17 protein-coding genes are annotated in these 16,382 nt (G+C 50.9%); 7 read left to right on the top strand and 10 right to left on the bottom strand.

Annotation, left to right across the window (positions count from 1 at the left end; genetic code table 11):
• The 3 genes from V7723_RS19120 to V7723_RS19110 all read left to right on the top strand — a co-directional run.
• A partial coding sequence (locus tag V7723_RS19120) for a hypothetical protein (protein WP_335686101.1) occupies positions 1-190 on the top strand: 190 nt, incomplete at its 5' end.
• A gap of 58 nt (positions 191-248) precedes the next feature.
• Positions 249-629, top strand: a complete 381-nt coding sequence (locus V7723_RS19115) for a VOC family protein (RefSeq protein ID WP_335686100.1) — start codon at positions 249-251, stop codon at positions 627-629.
• A gap of 335 nt (positions 630-964) precedes the next feature.
• Positions 965-1,309: a hypothetical protein gene (locus tag V7723_RS19110; RefSeq protein WP_335686099.1), complete on the top strand. Its 345-nt coding sequence runs from the start codon at positions 965-967 to the stop codon at positions 1,307-1,309.
• Between the two features lie 24 nt (positions 1,310-1,333).
• Here the strand turns inward: V7723_RS19110 and V7723_RS19105 are convergent, their stop codons facing one another.
• The 4 genes from V7723_RS19105 to V7723_RS19090 all read right to left on the bottom strand — a co-directional run bounded on the left by V7723_RS19105 (position 1,334) and on the right by V7723_RS19090 (position 4,246).
• A complete protein-coding gene (locus V7723_RS19105) occupies positions 1,334-2,638 on the bottom strand; it encodes an adenylate/guanylate cyclase domain-containing protein (RefSeq protein ID WP_335686098.1) in 1,305 nt (434 codons plus the stop codon).
• 152 nt (positions 2,639-2,790) lie between these two features.
• Positions 2,791-3,297: a GFA family protein gene (locus V7723_RS19100; RefSeq protein ID WP_335686097.1), complete on the bottom strand. Its 507-nt coding sequence runs from the start codon at positions 3,295-3,297 to the stop codon at positions 2,791-2,793.
• A 67-nt stretch (positions 3,298-3,364) separates the two neighbouring features.
• Positions 3,365-3,733: a group I truncated hemoglobin gene (locus V7723_RS19095; RefSeq protein ID WP_335686096.1), complete on the bottom strand. Its 369-nt coding sequence runs from the start codon at positions 3,731-3,733 to the stop codon at positions 3,365-3,367.
• A gap of 99 nt (positions 3,734-3,832) precedes the next feature.
• Complete coding sequence (locus tag V7723_RS19090) at positions 3,833-4,246, bottom strand: OsmC family protein (RefSeq protein WP_335686095.1); 414 nt, start codon at positions 4,244-4,246, stop codon at positions 3,833-3,835.
• Positions 4,247-4,442: 196 nt separating this feature from the next.
• Between V7723_RS19090 and V7723_RS19085 the strand changes: the two genes are divergently transcribed.
• On the top strand, positions 4,443-5,324 hold the full coding sequence (locus tag V7723_RS19085; protein WP_335686094.1) for a LysR family transcriptional regulator: 882 nt from the start codon (positions 4,443-4,445) through the stop codon (positions 5,322-5,324).
• Between the two features lie 167 nt (positions 5,325-5,491).
• Here V7723_RS19085 and V7723_RS19080 read toward each other — a convergent pair whose 3' ends face one another.
• On the bottom strand, positions 5,492-6,340 hold the full coding sequence (locus V7723_RS19080; protein ID WP_335686093.1) for a DMT family transporter: 849 nt from the start codon (positions 6,338-6,340) through the stop codon (positions 5,492-5,494).
• Between the two features lie 243 nt (positions 6,341-6,583).
• Here V7723_RS19080 and V7723_RS19075 point away from each other — a divergent pair, with 243 nt between their 5' ends.
• Positions 6,584-7,501: a transcriptional regulator GcvA gene (locus V7723_RS19075; protein ID WP_335686092.1), complete on the top strand. Its 918-nt coding sequence runs from the start codon at positions 6,584-6,586 to the stop codon at positions 7,499-7,501.
• A gap of 362 nt (positions 7,502-7,863) precedes the next feature.
• On the opposite strand, the gene V7723_RS19070 is transcribed toward V7723_RS19075, so the two are convergent.
• The 3 genes from V7723_RS19070 to V7723_RS19060 all read right to left on the bottom strand — a co-directional run bounded on the left by V7723_RS19070 (position 7,864) and on the right by V7723_RS19060 (position 11,891).
• On the bottom strand, positions 7,864-8,961 hold the full coding sequence (locus tag V7723_RS19070) for an alanine/ornithine racemase family PLP-dependent enzyme (protein WP_335686091.1): 1,098 nt from the start codon (positions 8,959-8,961) through the stop codon (positions 7,864-7,866).
• Positions 8,958-10,157, bottom strand: coding sequence for a DUF1611 domain-containing protein (locus V7723_RS19065; protein WP_335686090.1), 1,200 nt, complete (start codon positions 10,155-10,157; stop codon positions 8,958-8,960). Before V7723_RS19065 ends, V7723_RS19070 begins: the two co-directional genes overlap by 4 nt.
• Positions 10,158-10,868: 711 nt before the next feature.
• Positions 10,869-11,891 carry a permease gene (locus tag V7723_RS19060; protein ID WP_335686089.1) on the bottom strand — a complete coding sequence of 341 codons (1,023 nt, stop codon included), beginning with the start codon at positions 11,889-11,891 and terminating at the stop codon, positions 10,869-10,871.
• Between the two features lie 85 nt (positions 11,892-11,976).
• Here V7723_RS19060 and V7723_RS19055 point away from each other — a divergent pair, with 85 nt between their 5' ends.
• On the top strand, positions 11,977-12,837 hold the full coding sequence (locus V7723_RS19055) for a LysR substrate-binding domain-containing protein (protein ID WP_335686088.1): 861 nt from the start codon (positions 11,977-11,979) through the stop codon (positions 12,835-12,837).
• 232 nt (positions 12,838-13,069) lie between these two features.
• A complete protein-coding gene (locus V7723_RS19050; RefSeq protein WP_335686087.1) occupies positions 13,070-13,234 on the top strand; it encodes a hypothetical protein in 165 nt (54 codons plus the stop codon).
• Positions 13,235-13,429: 195 nt separating this feature from the next.
• Here the strand turns inward: V7723_RS19050 and V7723_RS19045 are convergent, their stop codons facing one another.
• Both V7723_RS19045 and V7723_RS19040 read right to left on the bottom strand, forming a co-directional pair.
• The gene (locus V7723_RS19045) at positions 13,430-14,551 is read right to left on the bottom strand and encodes an alpha/beta hydrolase (protein ID WP_335686086.1); all 1,122 of its coding nucleotides are present in this window, start codon (positions 14,549-14,551) and stop codon (positions 13,430-13,432) included.
• A gap of 416 nt (positions 14,552-14,967) precedes the next feature.
• Positions 14,968-15,723, bottom strand: a complete 756-nt coding sequence (locus V7723_RS19040) for an SH3 domain-containing protein (protein WP_335686085.1) — start codon at positions 15,721-15,723, stop codon at positions 14,968-14,970.
• Positions 15,724-16,382: the final 659 nt, after the last annotated feature.

The raw sequence follows: 16,382 nt of genomic DNA, 5'->3' as shown, positions 1-16,382 counted from the left end.
GTTTAGCTCAAATGCCTGCCGTTCTGAATCGACGGTAGGGTTCGTGTCACCATCCGCGATACCAGACATGACATTGAGAGCGAGCACGACCGGCGATCCATTTCCAGCGACGCAAAGGACTAATGTTCCACTGCTTCAATCACGTGTTTGTTTCTTTACTTTTCGGTGTGATGGCGTTTGTATTCTGTGAGTACTCAGGATAACATGCCGCCGATCAGTCAAGAGCAAATATAGATACAGGAGTTAGAATGTTTAGTCATGTAATGGTTGGCGCCGACGATGTTGAGCAAGCCAAAGTTTTTTACGATGCAACCCTTGGAGAACTGGGCCACAAACCCGGCATAATTGACGCCAATGGGCGCTGTTTTTACTACACGAAAACTGGTGTATTCTCAATCAGCAAGCCGATCGACGGAGAACCGGCCTGCCGGGGCAATGGCAGTACACTCGGTTTTACAGCCGCAAATCCGGAGATGGCGGATAAATGGCATGCCACCGGCCTGGCCAAAGGCGGGGAGACCTGCGAAAACCCTCCTGGCGTTCGCGAAGGCAGCAATGGAAATCTTTACATTGCGTATCTACGGGACCCATCAGGCAACAAAATTTGCGCCCTTCACCGGATGGTCTAAATCAATCAGATAACGTCGTCTCGCGCAGATCGTTTCACGATGAAAAGGGTTTGCGGGGCGGCGTTCTTGAACTTCTTATCCGGTGGCAAAAACCAATCCCGGATCAAGGGATTTCGGCTGAACCGAGAGCAGCCTCAGCTCATTTGGCAACGCGATATTATCCCCTTTTCTCGCTTGCAGCCAACGACTCGCCTATTTGAAAATCGAGATATTGCGACTTAATTGCAGCGTCCATTAACCCCTCAACAGAACTACCTTTCGCAGGCACCAAACGGCACTCTGTAGGCGTCCCCCCCGCCGGGTTCGACTCAACTTGATGATCAGAAGCCCGGGCAGTGAGCAAAACCGGTTTGCCGATGCCAGTATTTACAACGGAATCTCTGACGAGTTTGTCCATAAAGGAACTGCGAACTGCCGGTGCGGATTTGTACAAAGTCTATCGGGATCGCTCCAAACTCAGGAGTCAGAACAAAATCACCAATGAGGAATTAGACAGCTACTTGATCAATATACGGCACCAGAGCGAAATTCTGGAAATAGAGCTTAAGGATCGGATCGAGATGTTGCCTCCGCCTGATGCGCAGACAAATCAAGAGAAACAAGGTTTGAGGGTTTTGGACCGTACATTGAAAGGCGTGCACGCGACCTACTCCTCAGTTGACAAAGCCATGTCTCAGTAATCAGGGTCGATAATCGCGGCGCCGTCACTGTGCCCGCGTATAGACACCAACGAGTTCACTTAACCCGCGCACCTCGATTTCACCGATCCGTTGCAGCGCTTCTTGCCCGACGTGATCCGCCGTTGATTGGGACAACAGCAAGGACGTGCCATATTCTTTGTTTAGGCTTTCCAGCCGAGCCGCCAGATTGACGGAATCCCCATACACCGTATAGCTCTGACGGCCGCCGCCACCGACATTGCCGGCAATCACCGGACCCGAACTAAGACCGATCCGGATGTCCAGACGCTCGCCTGCGAAGGTTTCGTTTTTCACAAGATCCATTAGGTCCAAAGCCGCATCCAGAGCACGCTGCGCATGTCGCTCATCTTCGATGGGGACATTGAAGGTTGCAAGAATAGCGTCGCCCAGAAACTGAGTGACCACGCCATTATGCCGGCCAATAACCTCAGATGCCGCATCGAAAAAGGCGTTAAAAGTATCGACAACGGCCCGAGGTCCCTTGGTCTCGGTCATACTGGTAAATCCTGCAACATCAGTGAACAACACCGTCGCTTCTCTCTCAACCGGATCCAGCGCGCCTTCGTCCTTGATCATAGATTCCGCCACCGCCGCCGGCACGAACCGACCAAACATACCGGAAATCAACGAGGTTTCCCGCTCCGCTGCCAATTGTTTGCGCACCGTTTGCCGCGCCCTCCGCATGACGATAGCCAGCAGAATGGCAACCACCAAAAAGACTGCCGCCTCCTGCAATCGACTACCGGTTCCGGCGAACCCAGAATTCAAAACGATCTCGAGAAATTGCGTCGGCGTAGGATCAACGGGCAGATCCGTCCATTCGAGGGCACGATCCATACCGGCTCGAACCCAGGTGAAGGCGCTCAGCCAACCTGCAGCACCCGCCACCCCGGTCCAGAGCAAAAGCCCTGGTGCGAAACTGAAGGCGGCAACCCCCAGCAGGATAAAATAAAAAGGAAAGATACTGAACCGGAAGATCATGATTTGCGGGATGTCAGTTTCCGGTGCCGCCGGCAACAATGCGACGGCAGCGGACAGAAGTGCGATATCAATGCTGATAAACACATACTTCACCCAGCTCCGATCGAACCGGGAGCCGATGAGCAGATAATGGGCAATCCCCAGCCCGGAAAACAAGATTCCGGCCAGAATATAATCGACAGCCCTGTCCGGTCCGCGGGTTAAAGCCATCAACGCCATCAGGATCACCACCGTGACAAGGCGGCCCTTGATAGCAAGCTTCAGGCCCGTCTGCTCTGCGATATAAAATAAGTCTTTTGAAGGTTTTAGCGAAGTCTGATCTGACATGCCGCGAGCTTAGCGATAAATTAATTAAAAATCCAAAAAAGATTAATTTGATTACTTTCCTGTAGCTTTGGGCACTTCATCGCCAACAATACCGATGCTTGAAAGACTCGAAGCTGGTGTCACCACGGATACGCTATGCCCCCTAATTTCTGTCAAAAAATCTTGATGCCCGCGGAATCTTCGATCTTTGCCAAACGTTCTAGCCCCTCAGGCGACCATGTTTCTTGAATTTTATAAAACTCGTCGACCCTCCGATCTTCCGTGGGCAGAATGACCCATGGCTGTTTTGAGCACGTGTATATATGCACATCTGACGGAAATTGATCCGGATTATCGAGTGTACCGACGCGAATAAACCGGATACGCTCACGCAAACCGCCTAGGTTGTAGTTGCTCCAAACAGCGACTTTGCAAGCAGAGCATCGGGTGATGATCTGGCCCGTACCACTGGGCGTTGGAACAATGACCTCCTCGACCTTACCGGAAATCAGCTCCACACGATCAGCCTCGAAAAGAGCGTTCAACGCAAAGGAAGAGCCGGAGTTTTTTTGACAACCGCGGCAATGGCAGCAATGGACAATCATAGGCTCCGAGGTTACCTGGTACCGCACATGGCCGCATGTGCAACCACCGTCACTTGTTTGGAATTTGTTGTTCATGGCGTCTTCCAATCTTATTTGATTTCCGCAGAACAAGGATGTGCGGGGGTCCTGGCGAAAAGTTGGGCTATGCCGTAACAATATCCGCTTTGAGACTGCCGAGGAAAGCCATCACCTCGCCGCCTTCATCTGGACCAACGCCCATATCACCGGCAACGCTGACGACAATCTCGACGAACCGGGTCCAATCAGTCTCGGTAATCCCCATGCCCTGATGGGAAAGCGCCATATCGCGTCCTCTGTAATACATCTGCCCTCCCGTTGCTTTAACGAAATAGTCAATCAAAAGCTGAAGTTCGCGAGCGTTTCTGTCTTCACCTCGGTTGATCCAAAAACGCGCCAGAAGATCGTCCTTGCGGGCTAGCCCAACAACAGTAGTCGCAAACATAGCGAGGCCATCATAACCACCTAGTCGGGAGTACAGAGTAGTTGTCATTTTGATATCTCCTTAATTTGAATAGAGCGTCATTTTTCGTGGGTGTTTTTGACTCGGCATTTGGAAAGTATTTTCTCCAGTGACAACCGCGGGAATAAGTCAGGCAATCTTGATCTCTACCTTTGAAGGTGTTGCGCGCCGACAGCCGTCCGCGACCGGCGAATGGGTCACTGCATAATCAACAATCTCGCGCAGAACTTCTTCAGTCACTCCCGCGGCACCAATTGTTACGCGGGTTCGCAGGCTGAGAGGACCGGCAGGTACTGAATCGTCCAAACCGAGCAAACCGCGGTCATCAGAAACGCTGTCGGCGGTTACTTCTAGCGTGTCCAGCGTCACCCCTAATTGTGCGGCGTGCAACGCTATTCTGGTGGCATCACAGGTTGCCCGGCACCGCAGACCGTTTTCCATGACCGCAGTGATTGGCGCATCGTTACTCAGCGCATCTTTCGGATTCTCTTGCAAATAAGCGATAACATCTTTTACAGAATTCTGAATATGTTCGACAGACATCGTGTTCTCCCTTTTTAAGTCGGAATATCATTTTTTCTATTATTTCGGAGCCCCTAGCAGTAACTGGATTTCAGTGACGGCGAGCAGAGCCTAACTTTTAATCTCTTGCCAAATTGATTGCATTGGAGCACTTTTTCGTAAATTAGAAAAAAATTGAAAGCCGTTTTGCAAAAATGCACACAACAGGGGACATCGGATGCAATGGGATGACGCGCGGATATTTCTGGCCATCGCTCGCGAAGGATCTTTCAGCAACGCCGCCAAGCGGTTAGGCGTTCAGCATTCAACCGTTTCACGTCGTATTCGTGCTTTGGAAAAAAAGCTCGCAACTCCATTAGTTGAACGCAAACCGTCCGGCTATGTCCTGACCGAGGCCGGAGAAGAGTTGAAGCAATCCGCGGCCAGGATCGAGGACGAGCTTTTGTCTTTTGAAGGAGCGGTCGGCGGGCAAGCCGACGATGTCGCGGGGGAGTTGCGGGTCACCGCAATTGCCAACATGGCCTCGACCGTGCTGATGCCGTATTTCGCCCGATTCAGCGCCGCATACCCAAGGATCGAACTAAGTGTTCAGGTCACCAATGATTCCGTACGCCTGTCAGAGCGTGAAGCGGACATCGCCATTCGGCAGACCAATAAGCCGTTGGAAACATTAATTGGTACGCGCCTGACCACTGTGGCTTCGGCCGTCTATGGCGCGCGCGATTATTGTGCGGCGGTCAAATCGGGACAGGCGACGGAAAAATGGATTGGGGTTGATTGCTGCGAATACCATAGGACCTGGACCAAGCAAGCCTGGCCGCAAGCCGAACACGAGTTTTACGTCGATGAGACCTCGCTCACACTTGCGGCATTGAAAGAAGGACTGGGTGTCGGTTTCCTGCCCTGCTTTTTGGGCGACGCTGATCCCGAACTGGCGCGATTTCGTGAACCAGAAACCCAACATGAACTGGGGCTCTGGCTTTTATATCACCGTGACCTCCGTAACACCAAACGTGTGGTCTTGTTTCGCGAGCACATGCAGCGAGAGATCAAGCAAGCCCTCACGCTTTTCGAAGGCGTGGCGCCAACGCCTGTGTAGTCCGCGTTGTTAAATCACCGGAAGAAAGCTTGCAGTTCAGATTTTTCGTTCCCCCGTCTGCTTTTTCACGGCCCTTTTCTCGCGCAAATGAGACGGCGCGGAGCGCGCGCCAAATCGCCTGCGTATAACGGCAGGAACAACGTGATTGCTTCCCCAACTTAACACTTTCAAGTACCCCTTCTTATCGAGAAAAGCACCGCAAAGAGCACGACCGAGCCACCAATAAATGTTGGAAAATTCGGAATTTCTGTAAAAATCAGGAACGCGAGAGCTGGAGCGAGAGGAGTTTCCAAGGAACTTAAAAGAGCTGTCTGGCCGGAGGGAACACGCTTGGAGCCTTCCGCCAAGGTGACCGACGCAATAGCAAATAATAATCCGAAGGCAGATAGAATATAGATTTCTGAAGAGTCGATCTTGAAGGGAGCACCGAATAGCACCCCGAAGGGCAGCAACAAAACCGATGACAGCACGGCGGGTCCTGCCCCAGGTGTTCCCGGATATTTCCGATATATGACCATAATCAGGGCCATCGCGGTGGTCATCACCAACGCGAGCAAATCACCCTTGAGGCTGACCTGCCCAAGAGACCCTGACACAATAATAGCGACACCCAAAAGCGCCCCACCGCATCCCGCCATCATTCGCCGAGAGATTTTTTCCCCAATGACAAACCAGGCGAGGAGCGCCGCGATAAGCGGAGAAACCGCGTAGATCAGAGAAACATTGGCAATGGACGTGAGCTTGAAGGACGAGATGAAAGCGGCTGTACCCAAAGCGCCGATCACAGCGATCGCCAGCCCACTATACCCCATGCCGGAAAAATTATGCCGCACCGTTCCCCGGCTCAATATCCAGGCGCTCGTGAAAGCTGCGGCAAAGAAGCCTCTCCAGAATATCACCTCCCAGGGCCCAGCTTCCACCCCCTTGGTGAACAAACCTGCCGTGCTGAAGGTCACGGCAGAAACCACGACAAGGAAAGTTCCGACGTAATATTCAGACCGGATATGTCGGGTCATGAAAGCAGGTGGCGTCCGAAAGCCGGGAAATCGAAATTGGGGTTCATAGAGACACCTCCGTCAAGATCGGCCGGATTGCGGATATTCCGGCATAATACGATAGAATTATTTGTCTATAAGGTTGGGTTTTACATTACTATCGGCATAAACCAACCTTGAATTATCAACAGATTAGGACTATCAATGGTGATCGACAAACGAGAAGATCTAAGCTTATCTAGTAGAAAAACTTGGGTATAAATTATGACTCGACCCCTGCCACCTCTCAACGCCCTCAGAGCATTCGAAGCAGCCGGCCGGCATCTCAGCTTCACCAAGGCGGCGGCCGAACTTAATGTGACACCGGCTGCAATCGGTCATCAGGTTAAGGCGCTCGAAGAAATACTCGGGGTACCGCTGTTTCACCGCCTGACCCGGGCGCTGCGTTTAACTGAGGCCGGACAGGTGGCCTTGCCGACGCTCGGTCAGGGTCTTGATAAAATGGCTCAAGGCGTTGAGCAGATGCGTGCCCACAGCGACAACGGGGTGCTGACCATCAGCGTCAGCCCGGCGTTTGGCGCCATGTGGCTGGTACCCCGTCTCGAGCATTTTCGCAGCCGGCATCCGGATATCGAGATCCGCATTGATGGCACCGATCGTCTTGTCGATCTGGCGCGCGGTGATGCCGATGTAGCACTTCGCTACGGCCCCGGCGGCTACACGGGAATGCGGACCGATTGGCTGTTCAGTCAGCGCAACACGGCCGTCTGCAGTCCGGCACTCTTGAACGGCAAGTATCCGTTGCGTAAGCCCGATGATCTGCGCCACCACGCTCTGCTACATATCGACTGGAAAGACGCCGAGGCAAGCTGGCGCATGTGGTTGCTGGCGGCCGGTTTACACGATATCGATCCGACCCGTGGGCCACGCTTCTCCATGGAGAACATGGCGGTGCAAGCCGCGCTTGATGGCCAAGGAGTGGCGTTGGTCGGAGATATTCTGGTGGCCGACGAGCTTGCCGCCGGTCGCCTCGTTCGCCCTTTCGACCAGAGCCTCAGCATACCCCTCACCTTCTCTTACTACCTGGTGACGACAGAAGACAGTGCCGGGCAGCCTAAAGTCTCCGCCTTTCGCACCTGGTTACTCGATGAGGCGCACGAAAGAGTCGGATCACGGTCATAAGCAGATAACCAAGTGGTCAATGTTCCTTTCTTGCGCAAACGGGCAGGAGTAAACCTAAACCTAACGCTGGTGACCGTGACGATGTCCCTCATTGCGGCGGGCCAGCAATTCTCGGCGAATGATATAGAGACCACTTCAGACAATAAGCGTGCTACCAATGAGGGTCGTTGTTGTCGGAATTGAGCCCCAGAATAGCCAGCCCCAAAGCGCTTTACGTCGGACCGAGTGCCCGGACCAATAAGCTCTGTGCGCTGTAAGCGCAGGCCGAAACTATCGCCAGAATCATCGCAGGCTCTACGCCGTCAGCACTTGGTTGTGCGACAAAGAGCATCCCCCCGCCGGACTAGGAAGGTGACATCCTGTTAAGTTTGAAGATGTTGTGGGATCAAAGCTTCTTCGCTTAAAAATGCATTTTTAATTACGAATGGAGAAGCCATGGCACGGATCAGGGCGCTGTAGTTGAGTTGAAAGGTAACTTCGGCACCAATTGTTAAGCGATCCCGACCGGAATCCACAATAAGATGATCGCTACTTGAACCCAGAAGTCTAATCCCGGACGGCGGCGTCAACCCGTCCGGATCAGTGTCCATGTGACCCAAGGCAAAGATGGCTTGAGAAATACGTCCGCGGTTGGCCCTCGGTGCAACGACCCCAAAAGCTGTTTCCTTAATGCTCCCCCATGGCTGCGATGGTTTAATTTTTGACTCAATTACTTCCGCAACAAGTGTGATGGCATCCCGGTAGAGTCCCGAAATCGGAGCGCGGTGGAGCGGTTCGCAGCCAAGCAATATCGCTTCACCGAGGCGAAGATTATTGATCCGGCCAGTGTCGGAGCCGCCAAGAACCCATTCAAGGTTGCTGGAATTTCCACCTGATATAACCGGCATGACAAAGCCGAATGTTGCGTCAATTGTATTCGCTAGAGCAGATAGTTCGGCCATATTTGCTTCATCTGGCGCAACGCCGGACCGGCAAGCTAGATTAGTGCCGATTCCCTTAAGCGTGATATTTGGAAAGGTCAGTGTCTGGCGGACAATATTCTCAAGGTCGGCGGGCATAATGCCCTCACGCAAGTCCCCAAGCTCTACCATCAACAGCACTGCATGCGTCTGCCCCAGTGCCTGCGCGGACTTTGAAAGTTCTGAGATGACGTCGAGCTCTGTGTTCAGGCTAGTGTCTGTATCTCTGACGACCTGTGCCGCCTGGCTGATCATCGGCGTACGGATTAGCGTCATCGGAGCCCGAATTTCAGCTTTGCGCATGGCCTGGATATTCTCAATGCGGGAGTCCGCCAACCCACTTACCCCTGCGGCCAACAACTCTCTGGCAATACTTGGTAGGCCCAGCGTCGCTTTGGTCACCGCAGAAACGGAGATCCCCCGGCGGCCAAGCAGGTCGACCAGAAATCGCGCATTATGATGTATTTTGCCGAGATCAATCTCCAGACGTGGGGTGGTCAATTGATAATGCCGGCCGATTTCTTCCGAAGCTGCGGGAAAGAAACCAGAACCATTTCCACCAAATGATCAGTTGATCTAGTCAGTGCATCTGTCACAGGAATGCCAAGCTCTTTTTCATAACCAGTGATTGCAGAGGAAACATCAGATTCAGCCATATTTTCGTGGTTGATTGTAAGACCAATGACTTTGGTGTCGGAAAAGGTCTCGATTAGATTGATCTCCTTTGCGGGTGTCGGCATCGGCATTTGGTCAAAGTCGCAGCGGTTTTTGCGTCCGGGCGCATGCTGGAGCACGACGCCGTCAGGACAGGTACCGCGTAGAATAAACGATGATGTTGAAAAAGCCGGATGACTGAGAGCACCCTGACCCTCGACAATTATGATATCCGGACTTTCGTTTTCGAAGGCCTCAACAATCGTTGCTTCCAACTCCCCAGAGCAAAACTGGGAAGGGACAGCATCAAGTGCTATACCGTATCGCGCGCCTTGAATTAAACCAGTCTGTCCCGTACCGATCATCACCGCCTTCACACCAATTTCGTTCAATGCGCGCGTTAGAATGGTGGCTGTGGTGCGCTTGCCGATAGCACAATCCGTGCCGAGCACCGCTATTCGGGGGCAAGTTACTTCTGCAATTTTACCGCTGAACATACGTAGATCTTTTTTGTCGCGGGGTTTACGGATATCGACGATTGTCACGTTGTTGGCGAGGCTTGCTGCGGCAAACACAGGGTCGTCGTTTAGAAACTCGTGCAAACCGTTCACAATGTTCATACCATGGCTCATGGCCTCGATTACAAGTCCGCGCTCGTGTGTCGACAGCATGCCGCTCGATGGAGCCATTCCAAATATAAAATACTCAGGCAGATTTTTAGCGAATGCCAACGCTTCGGCTAGATCCCGGTATATGGGTATTCCGTTCGGTGTATCTTCAAGAACAATTCCGGCGTCAAGACCGGCCTTTTCGCTGTCTATGACCGAAAGGATTTCATATTTCTCCGAGTGCCGGACTAACCCATTGGCCGTCTTGCCGTCAATGGCTCCGAAATTACCTTCGCAATATACAATTGCGGTATTTGCCGTTCGCGGAAGGGCGCGCGCTGGAAAATCGACCGCCAATCCAGAAATTTTAGCGACGGCGGGTTGGTTTTCATGGCCGAATGATTGCATTTGTTCTCGTCGTGTAACGATAGACATATTAATTCCTTGAAGGTCACTTGGCGCTAGCACGGGATCGCGCTAGCAAAGCAACTACGGGTCTTGGGCATGCTGGCAAGAGCAATTACATTGGCGGTGCCTGTGGTTTTGCGCACCGTGTATATGCTCGCTGAGGTTACAGGAGGGAAGTGTAAACAGCTCCTCCCGTGAAGACGTGGCGATCCGCGTCTCCGGCATCGATTAAGTGGTTATTCGTACTTGGGTCGAGAGTCTCGCAGGACCGGGATTCTAGATTTTTTTGCCCGGGCGGTTTGACAGGCTTGCGCAAGTGCGCGATCTGGTCATTAGGCGCCTAAAGGAGTAGCCCAATTCGCGCCCATAAGCGCAGGCTTCGTCCACTCAGGAATTTGTATAAATTAGTCCGATCTGTGACGGGACAGGCACGCATGATCGCGTACAAGATGTTTCTTTATAGCACACTTACTCAAATTGCTTGCATGGTTTATCAGTGGCACTTACATTCCTGCTTTTTCTTGCCACGTGATTGCTAGACGAAATCCATCATCAACAAATTCAACTAAGCCATTGGGAAAATTGGCGCACCAGACACAGTACGAACATGTGCCCTCTGCCTTCAGAGCGCTGACGCTTCCATAAAAGAATTTATTATATAAAGGGGCAGCTTACCGGATATAGATCGGGATTCACGATTGCATCCTTTTATCGTCTGCTTTGCAGTACCCAAGCTGATTAAACCAGCCACTCAAAAATGTACCCTGCACTAAGAGATCCCAGAACGGCGAGGGCGATATACAGTAGAAAGGGCTTCAGTTTGAGAATCGGAGCAATTGCCAAGGCACCCCAGATGCTGACCACACCGCCCGAGATCAAAAAGGCCATGGCTGCACCTTGCGACATGCCGTTGTCAATCAAGCCTCTGGTCAAAGGCAATGCCGCGTATCCATCAATATAGGCAGGCGCCCCGACGAATACCGCGGCAGGTATCGCCCACCATTGGCCTTCGCCGACATAAGCCGCAAGCGATCCCGGTGTGAGTGCTGCATTCAATGCGTACTCGGCAGCAAATGCAGGAACCAGGCAGATGAAGATCAAACGGGTGGTTGCCCAAAACTGTTTGACGAAGGATTGCCGGCGATCTGAAGTCTTCCAAACCCAGGGATCAAAGGGCCGGGCGTCGCCGCAGCGGGCGGCGCTCAATTGACGGGCTAACCGATTGTCACGAAGCGCGTGCAACGCCCAGGGCTGCCGCGAAAACAGAGCTGTAATCCCGCCGCCGAAAAGGCCCAGGCCAAATGCCGCCACCGTCTTTCCAATAGCAAAACTGATCCCCAATGTGGCTGCCGTTGTTGCCAACATGGCCGGGTCTGTGATTGGCGAGGAAAGCCAGAATGCCATAATGGGGGCCAGTGGCACGCCCGCCGCAAGAAGCCCCGCCATTAGAGGCAGAACTGTAACGCCACAAACGGGTGTGATTGCCCCGATCAACGAGGCTGCGATGACGGCGTAAAATGTCCGACCTTCGAAGGCACGGGCAATGGAAGCATCGGCGCTACTCGCAATGATCCAAGCCGCAAGCACGATGCCCGGAATGACAATTGGCGCGACAACGATCAGCCCCCAGAAAACAAATTCGAGTGCATTCAATGCATGTGTTGGCCACACGATAACAAGGAATATCAGCAGTGATATGCCCACCCCCCAAAGTAAAGCGAACTTGGTCGTACGCTTTGCGGTAATTTTTTGATCGGTCATTGCAAACTCCTTCGATCTTGCAATCTAGCCGCCGCCAAGGCATATATGAAACGAATAGTTTCTATTTCAGATATTGGAAAATCGAATGGATCATTTGGACAGTAATCTGTTGCGAACCTTCCTTGCCGTTGCGCAAGCGGGCAGCGTTACCGACGGCGCGGCCACAATTCATAGGTCGCAGTCAGCCACCAGCCTTCAGCTCAAACGCCTGGAAGCAATTGTCGGGCACGCTGTTTTCGAGCGACACGGGCGCGGTGTTGTGCTGAGCAAAACGGGCCGGCAGTTGCTTCCAATTGCGCGCGACGTGACCGCACGCCTTGATGCCACATTGCGAGATATTTCCAGAGACACTGTAAAAGGCAAACTGAGGCTTGGAATTCCAGATGATCATGGCAGATCGAAACTGGCGCAAATCATTGCCGCCTTTGCACGTCAACATCCGCAGGTCGAACTCGACGTTACCTGCGCAATGAGTTCGGGGTTTCCAGAAGCGCTTGAAAAAGGAAAGTTAGATCTCGCCGTATTTGAGGTCGAGAATCCAACGTCACGCGAAGAATTACTCTTTGAAGACCCGACTTGCTGGGTTTCATCTGTGGGCCGGGAATTCGCGATCAACGAGCCCCTTCCCGTGGCATTATTCGATCACGCATGTTGGTGGCGTGACGCGGCCATTCAGTCGCTTGAGGCTCGGAAAAAGCCATTTCGCGTTATCTATTCCAGCCAAAGTGTATCGGGCGTGATGGCTGCAGTGGAAGCCGGTATCGGTGTAGGGTTGCTTGGAAGGACGGCCCTCAAATCTACCCTCTCGATCACCTCCGCCGATTTTGGATTTGGGCAGACACCAACATCAAAGCTTGTGCTGGCGGAAAACGGATCACAGACCCATGCCCCATTGGAAGCAATGAAAACCGCAATCCGGTCTGCCTTTCTAACTATGACAAGCTAAACGGACGTTCAATTCGGTTATCCTCATATCGGCCATCAGCTTACAAAAAGGGCTTAGCATTAATTTTAACTAAGACAGCTTTTGACTCACCCGTTGAATTTTCTAAAGGTTGGTTTACAAGTAAGGTAGAAAATGCTCTTACACTTGGCAAACAACATATTGCAGAGAAGGTAACGTAATGGGATCAGGATCAACAAGACCAAACAATGCCGATGACAAAATGATAGCGGCTATGGAGCGCGGTGATAACAGCGATTTTAAAGATCGCAACCCCCTTAAAAATGCGGATAAGAAACTCATCAAAGAAAAAGACGCAAGAACAGAAAAAACACTGGAAAAAACCGAAAGATTGAAAGCGTTGAGATTGGCTGCTGAAAAAGAAGCCAAAGCAAAATAAACTCAAAAATAATCGTAGAAATACCACCAGATATGAGGGCTTCCGCGGTTCGAGAATGCGTATATTATGCTCCCCGCAAGCGCCTATGGAACAAATGAACGCGATTGCAAAAATCGGGGTTTTTAGGCCATCGTTGCCGGTCATGGGGAAGATGACGGGCGTAGTTGAGAACTGCTTCAATTCTTGTTCGGATCATTACACTCTACAATTGCGCAGGAAGTTCAACATTAACGCGATGACCTCATCAGTCTTCTCCTGCTGAACCCAGTGACCTCCATCAGGGATCAACTCGGCGAATTTCATATCAGAACAGACTACATTTTGCATTTTTTGCAAGCCGTCGGGTTCCTGGAATACCCCCCAATCTTGCTCTCCCCCAATAAAGCAAGATGGCACGTCTATCGTGCGCCCCGAAAATTTACTCAGTTCCCTTTGATGATCCGCAAGAAATCGGCTCCGATACCAATTCAATCCGCCCTGAAATCCAGTTCGTCGAAATTCTTGTACATAAAAATCCAATTCTTCAGGTGTTAACCAATTGCAATTCTCTACCTCATTCAAAGTCGGGGTAAAGGCGCTGATTGCCTTGGGCATATCGTCCTGCAGATTCATGATGTAATAGGAGGGCATCTTGATCAGCTCTTCTGGAGACCACGCGCGCAACATAAAGGGCTCGTTTCCAGCCCAATCTGCACTCTTCACGTAAAAATACGTGCGTAGAAAATTCGACAACCCGCCCTTGGGGTTGACCATATCGTCATTGGTTTCGCGGGCGCAGTAATAGTGTTGATAGTGTTTTTTAGCGGGCGAAAGTGCGGCTAGGAGGGCGAACATATTTGGCTCGGCGGGCGGCGCGAGCGAAGGAGGTCCATCAAAAGGCGCACTCATCAAAATAACCGAACGGAAGATTTCCGGCCGAACCAAGGCGCAATAGGCTGCAACAGGTGAACCAAAGTCGTGACCGACAACTGCCGCAACAGACTTTCGACCAACGGCGCCGACAATGGCCGCTGCATCCTGGACCAAGTTCAACATGTAAAAGGGTCGCAGATCGGTGTCATAGTCCGTGGCCCAACCCGTCGTGCGCCCATACCCTCTCTGATCAGGTGCAAGAACGTGAAACCCTTGCTCTGCCAAACCAAGCATGACCTTTCGCCAACTATAGGCCAGCTCCGGAAAACCATGCAGCAGGAGAATACATGGTCGGGCCGGCTCGAAATAACCAGCTTCCAGAACATGCATGGTCAGGCCGTTGACATTGTCAACGTATCTAGACCGAATACCTTTCGGTAGCTTGATATGTTCTGGTTCGGCCATTCAGCTCCTCGTTTTATGTTTCACCTTAACGGGTCTAATTTCTACTACATGTTTGTCATGCGATGCTTCCGCCGCCAATCCTACAGCGGATCGCGACACACTCCAGCTCACCTTCATACCGATAGCAGGCGATAGTCTGTCCGTCGCCCGACATTTTCACATACTACTTTGGTTTATATCGATCCGTAGCAGCGAATATACTTATAAAGAATAAGATAAGTCCTATATAGCAATTCAATGGTGAAGAAGCATGGTTGCGTGTTGGATCAATCGTATAACAGTTTCACTACTTCGACGCGTCAGCTATGACATAACCAAGTATATTACAGGCCCGATCCAGCGCTCTTATTAAGATCAGTTGTAGTTCAGCGCTAAATCTAGCGAGTGTAATAGGCTGCTGTAGGAAAAAGCCCTCCCTACTTGATCTCCCAACCGTCAAGCCCCTGGCAGGCTCTTACTTCCTCTACTTGTGTCTTGCCATCAGCCAAGTTGATAGTTTGTTGAATTGTCCTGCACAGCCATTCTGTCTCGACTTTTTCTTCCTGAACAATGCCAGAATTGTTACCAAGCTTTGCTACCGCAAGCATTTTGTTTTCGCTATCCGGAATAGCTTCTAGTAATTTTTCAAATATGAAACCATTGGCAACAGCGCCGTCGCCAACAAGGTACCAAGGTTTATCTTGCACCTTGCCAATAACCACCACGACGGTGTCTTGATTGATTTTGTCAACGACGGCAAAATCCGTTCCCGGTCCACTTCGTACATTGGCATTTTTTAAAGTCCGGTAGGGCGCGCCATTCATTTCTAGCGGTGGTATTTTCTCTAACCGTCCGCTTGGTACTTTGACGGAAACATCGCCTTTTTCACTTTCGGTTTTGATAACCTTGATACTGGCTTTGACATCCCCATCATCACTCGTCCAGATTTGATCTTCACCTGTTGCTGCCGCCTGTTTCGTGGAAGCGGTAAGTTTATCCTGATCGTCGTTGTTGAGTAAGTTGGAATACTGGTTGCTTATCCAGTCCCCGGCATTGGAAAATTGCTGGCTAACCCAATCAACTGTCTCGTTTGCGGTCGCATCAATTTTATCGTTAGTGGACGTCGAACACGATACGGTACCGAAAACAATGAAAAACAAGAATATCAAATTAGTAAAGTAAATGCGGTTCATAAAAGTTGCTCCCGATTACAAAATAATAAAGTCAGCCTATATCGCAGTTTTACCGATAGCCTTTTCGCCACCAAGAATGGACACAGGCGAACTGAACAAGCCAGTTATTGAGCCAGGATGGTCAGTGGTTCGCGCTTGCTGAGATGGAAATTAATTAAGAAATACTTCTAATTCGTTAATTTGGTATATTCATAAAGTGTAGGATTTGAGCAAATTTTATTATAAACAATCGCTCCATGGTTTCTTTGAAACTCTGCTGATATTTTCTCGAAGTTCCGCATCAGGTATTTTTTCATCTTTTGAGACAGATAACAGCGGTCTTGATATGCGAATCCTCAAAACTCATAATTCTTTGGATCTTCAAGATAGTTACCATTATGATTATTCCGACTTTCCTTGGTCTTGTCGTTTTTCAATAGGTATCACTTTAGATCCGCGCAGTGCATGTTACCTTTGATCAAACAAACTAATACTACCGGATCACACGAAGTTAAATACGCGCTTATAGTATATAGACTGAAGTTACATATGTTCTGACGGCCGGCCGACTGTCTGCACTTGCAAAAATCTCTTACTCGCTTCTCTTAAGGACGAAGTAGTTCATCCTCGACAAACTCCATACGATCTTTACCCCAAAACAACTCATCCCCAATAAACAT

It is taken from the genome of Sneathiella sp. (genome assembly GCF_036960985.1).
Taxonomy (GTDB): domain Bacteria; phylum Pseudomonadota; class Alphaproteobacteria; order Sneathiellales; family Sneathiellaceae; genus Sneathiella.
Note: the sequence above shows the minus strand (reverse complement) of the source record. Positions and strands in the feature narration are given on the sequence as shown.

Coding starts and splice junctions, on each gene's coding strand:
- V7723_RS19080 (WP_335686093.1), bottom strand. CDS start 6,340: ATGACCCGACATATCCGGTCTGAATATTACGTCGGAACTTTCCTTGTC.
- V7723_RS19055 (WP_335686088.1), top strand. CDS start 11,977: ATGGATCATTTGGACAGTAATCTGTTGCGAACCTTCCTTGCCGTTGCG.
- V7723_RS19065 (WP_335686090.1), bottom strand. CDS start 10,157: ATGTCTATCGTTACACGACGAGAACAAATGCAATCATTCGGCCATGAA.
- V7723_RS19060 (WP_335686089.1), bottom strand. CDS start 11,891: ATGACCGATCAAAAAATTACCGCAAAGCGTACGACCAAGTTCGCTTTA.
- V7723_RS19090 (WP_335686095.1), bottom strand. CDS start 4,246: ATGTCTGTCGAACATATTCAGAATTCTGTAAAAGATGTTATCGCTTAT.
- V7723_RS19115 (WP_335686100.1), top strand. CDS start 249: ATGTTTAGTCATGTAATGGTTGGCGCCGACGATGTTGAGCAAGCCAAA.
- V7723_RS19105 (WP_335686098.1), bottom strand. CDS start 2,638: ATGTCAGATCAGACTTCGCTAAAACCTTCAAAAGACTTATTTTATATC.
- V7723_RS19100 (WP_335686097.1), bottom strand. CDS start 3,297: ATGAACAACAAATTCCAAACAAGTGACGGTGGTTGCACATGCGGCCAT.
- V7723_RS19095 (WP_335686096.1), bottom strand. CDS start 3,733: ATGACAACTACTCTGTACTCCCGACTAGGTGGTTATGATGGCCTCGCT.
- V7723_RS19045 (WP_335686086.1), bottom strand. CDS start 14,551: ATGGCCGAACCAGAACATATCAAGCTACCGAAAGGTATTCGGTCTAGA.
- V7723_RS19050 (WP_335686087.1), top strand. CDS start 13,070: ATGGAGCGCGGTGATAACAGCGATTTTAAAGATCGCAACCCCCTTAAA.
- V7723_RS19075 (WP_335686092.1), top strand. CDS start 6,584: ATGACTCGACCCCTGCCACCTCTCAACGCCCTCAGAGCATTCGAAGCA.
- V7723_RS19085 (WP_335686094.1), top strand. CDS start 4,443: ATGCAATGGGATGACGCGCGGATATTTCTGGCCATCGCTCGCGAAGGA.
- V7723_RS19040 (WP_335686085.1), bottom strand. CDS start 15,723: ATGAACCGCATTTACTTTACTAATTTGATATTCTTGTTTTTCATTGTT.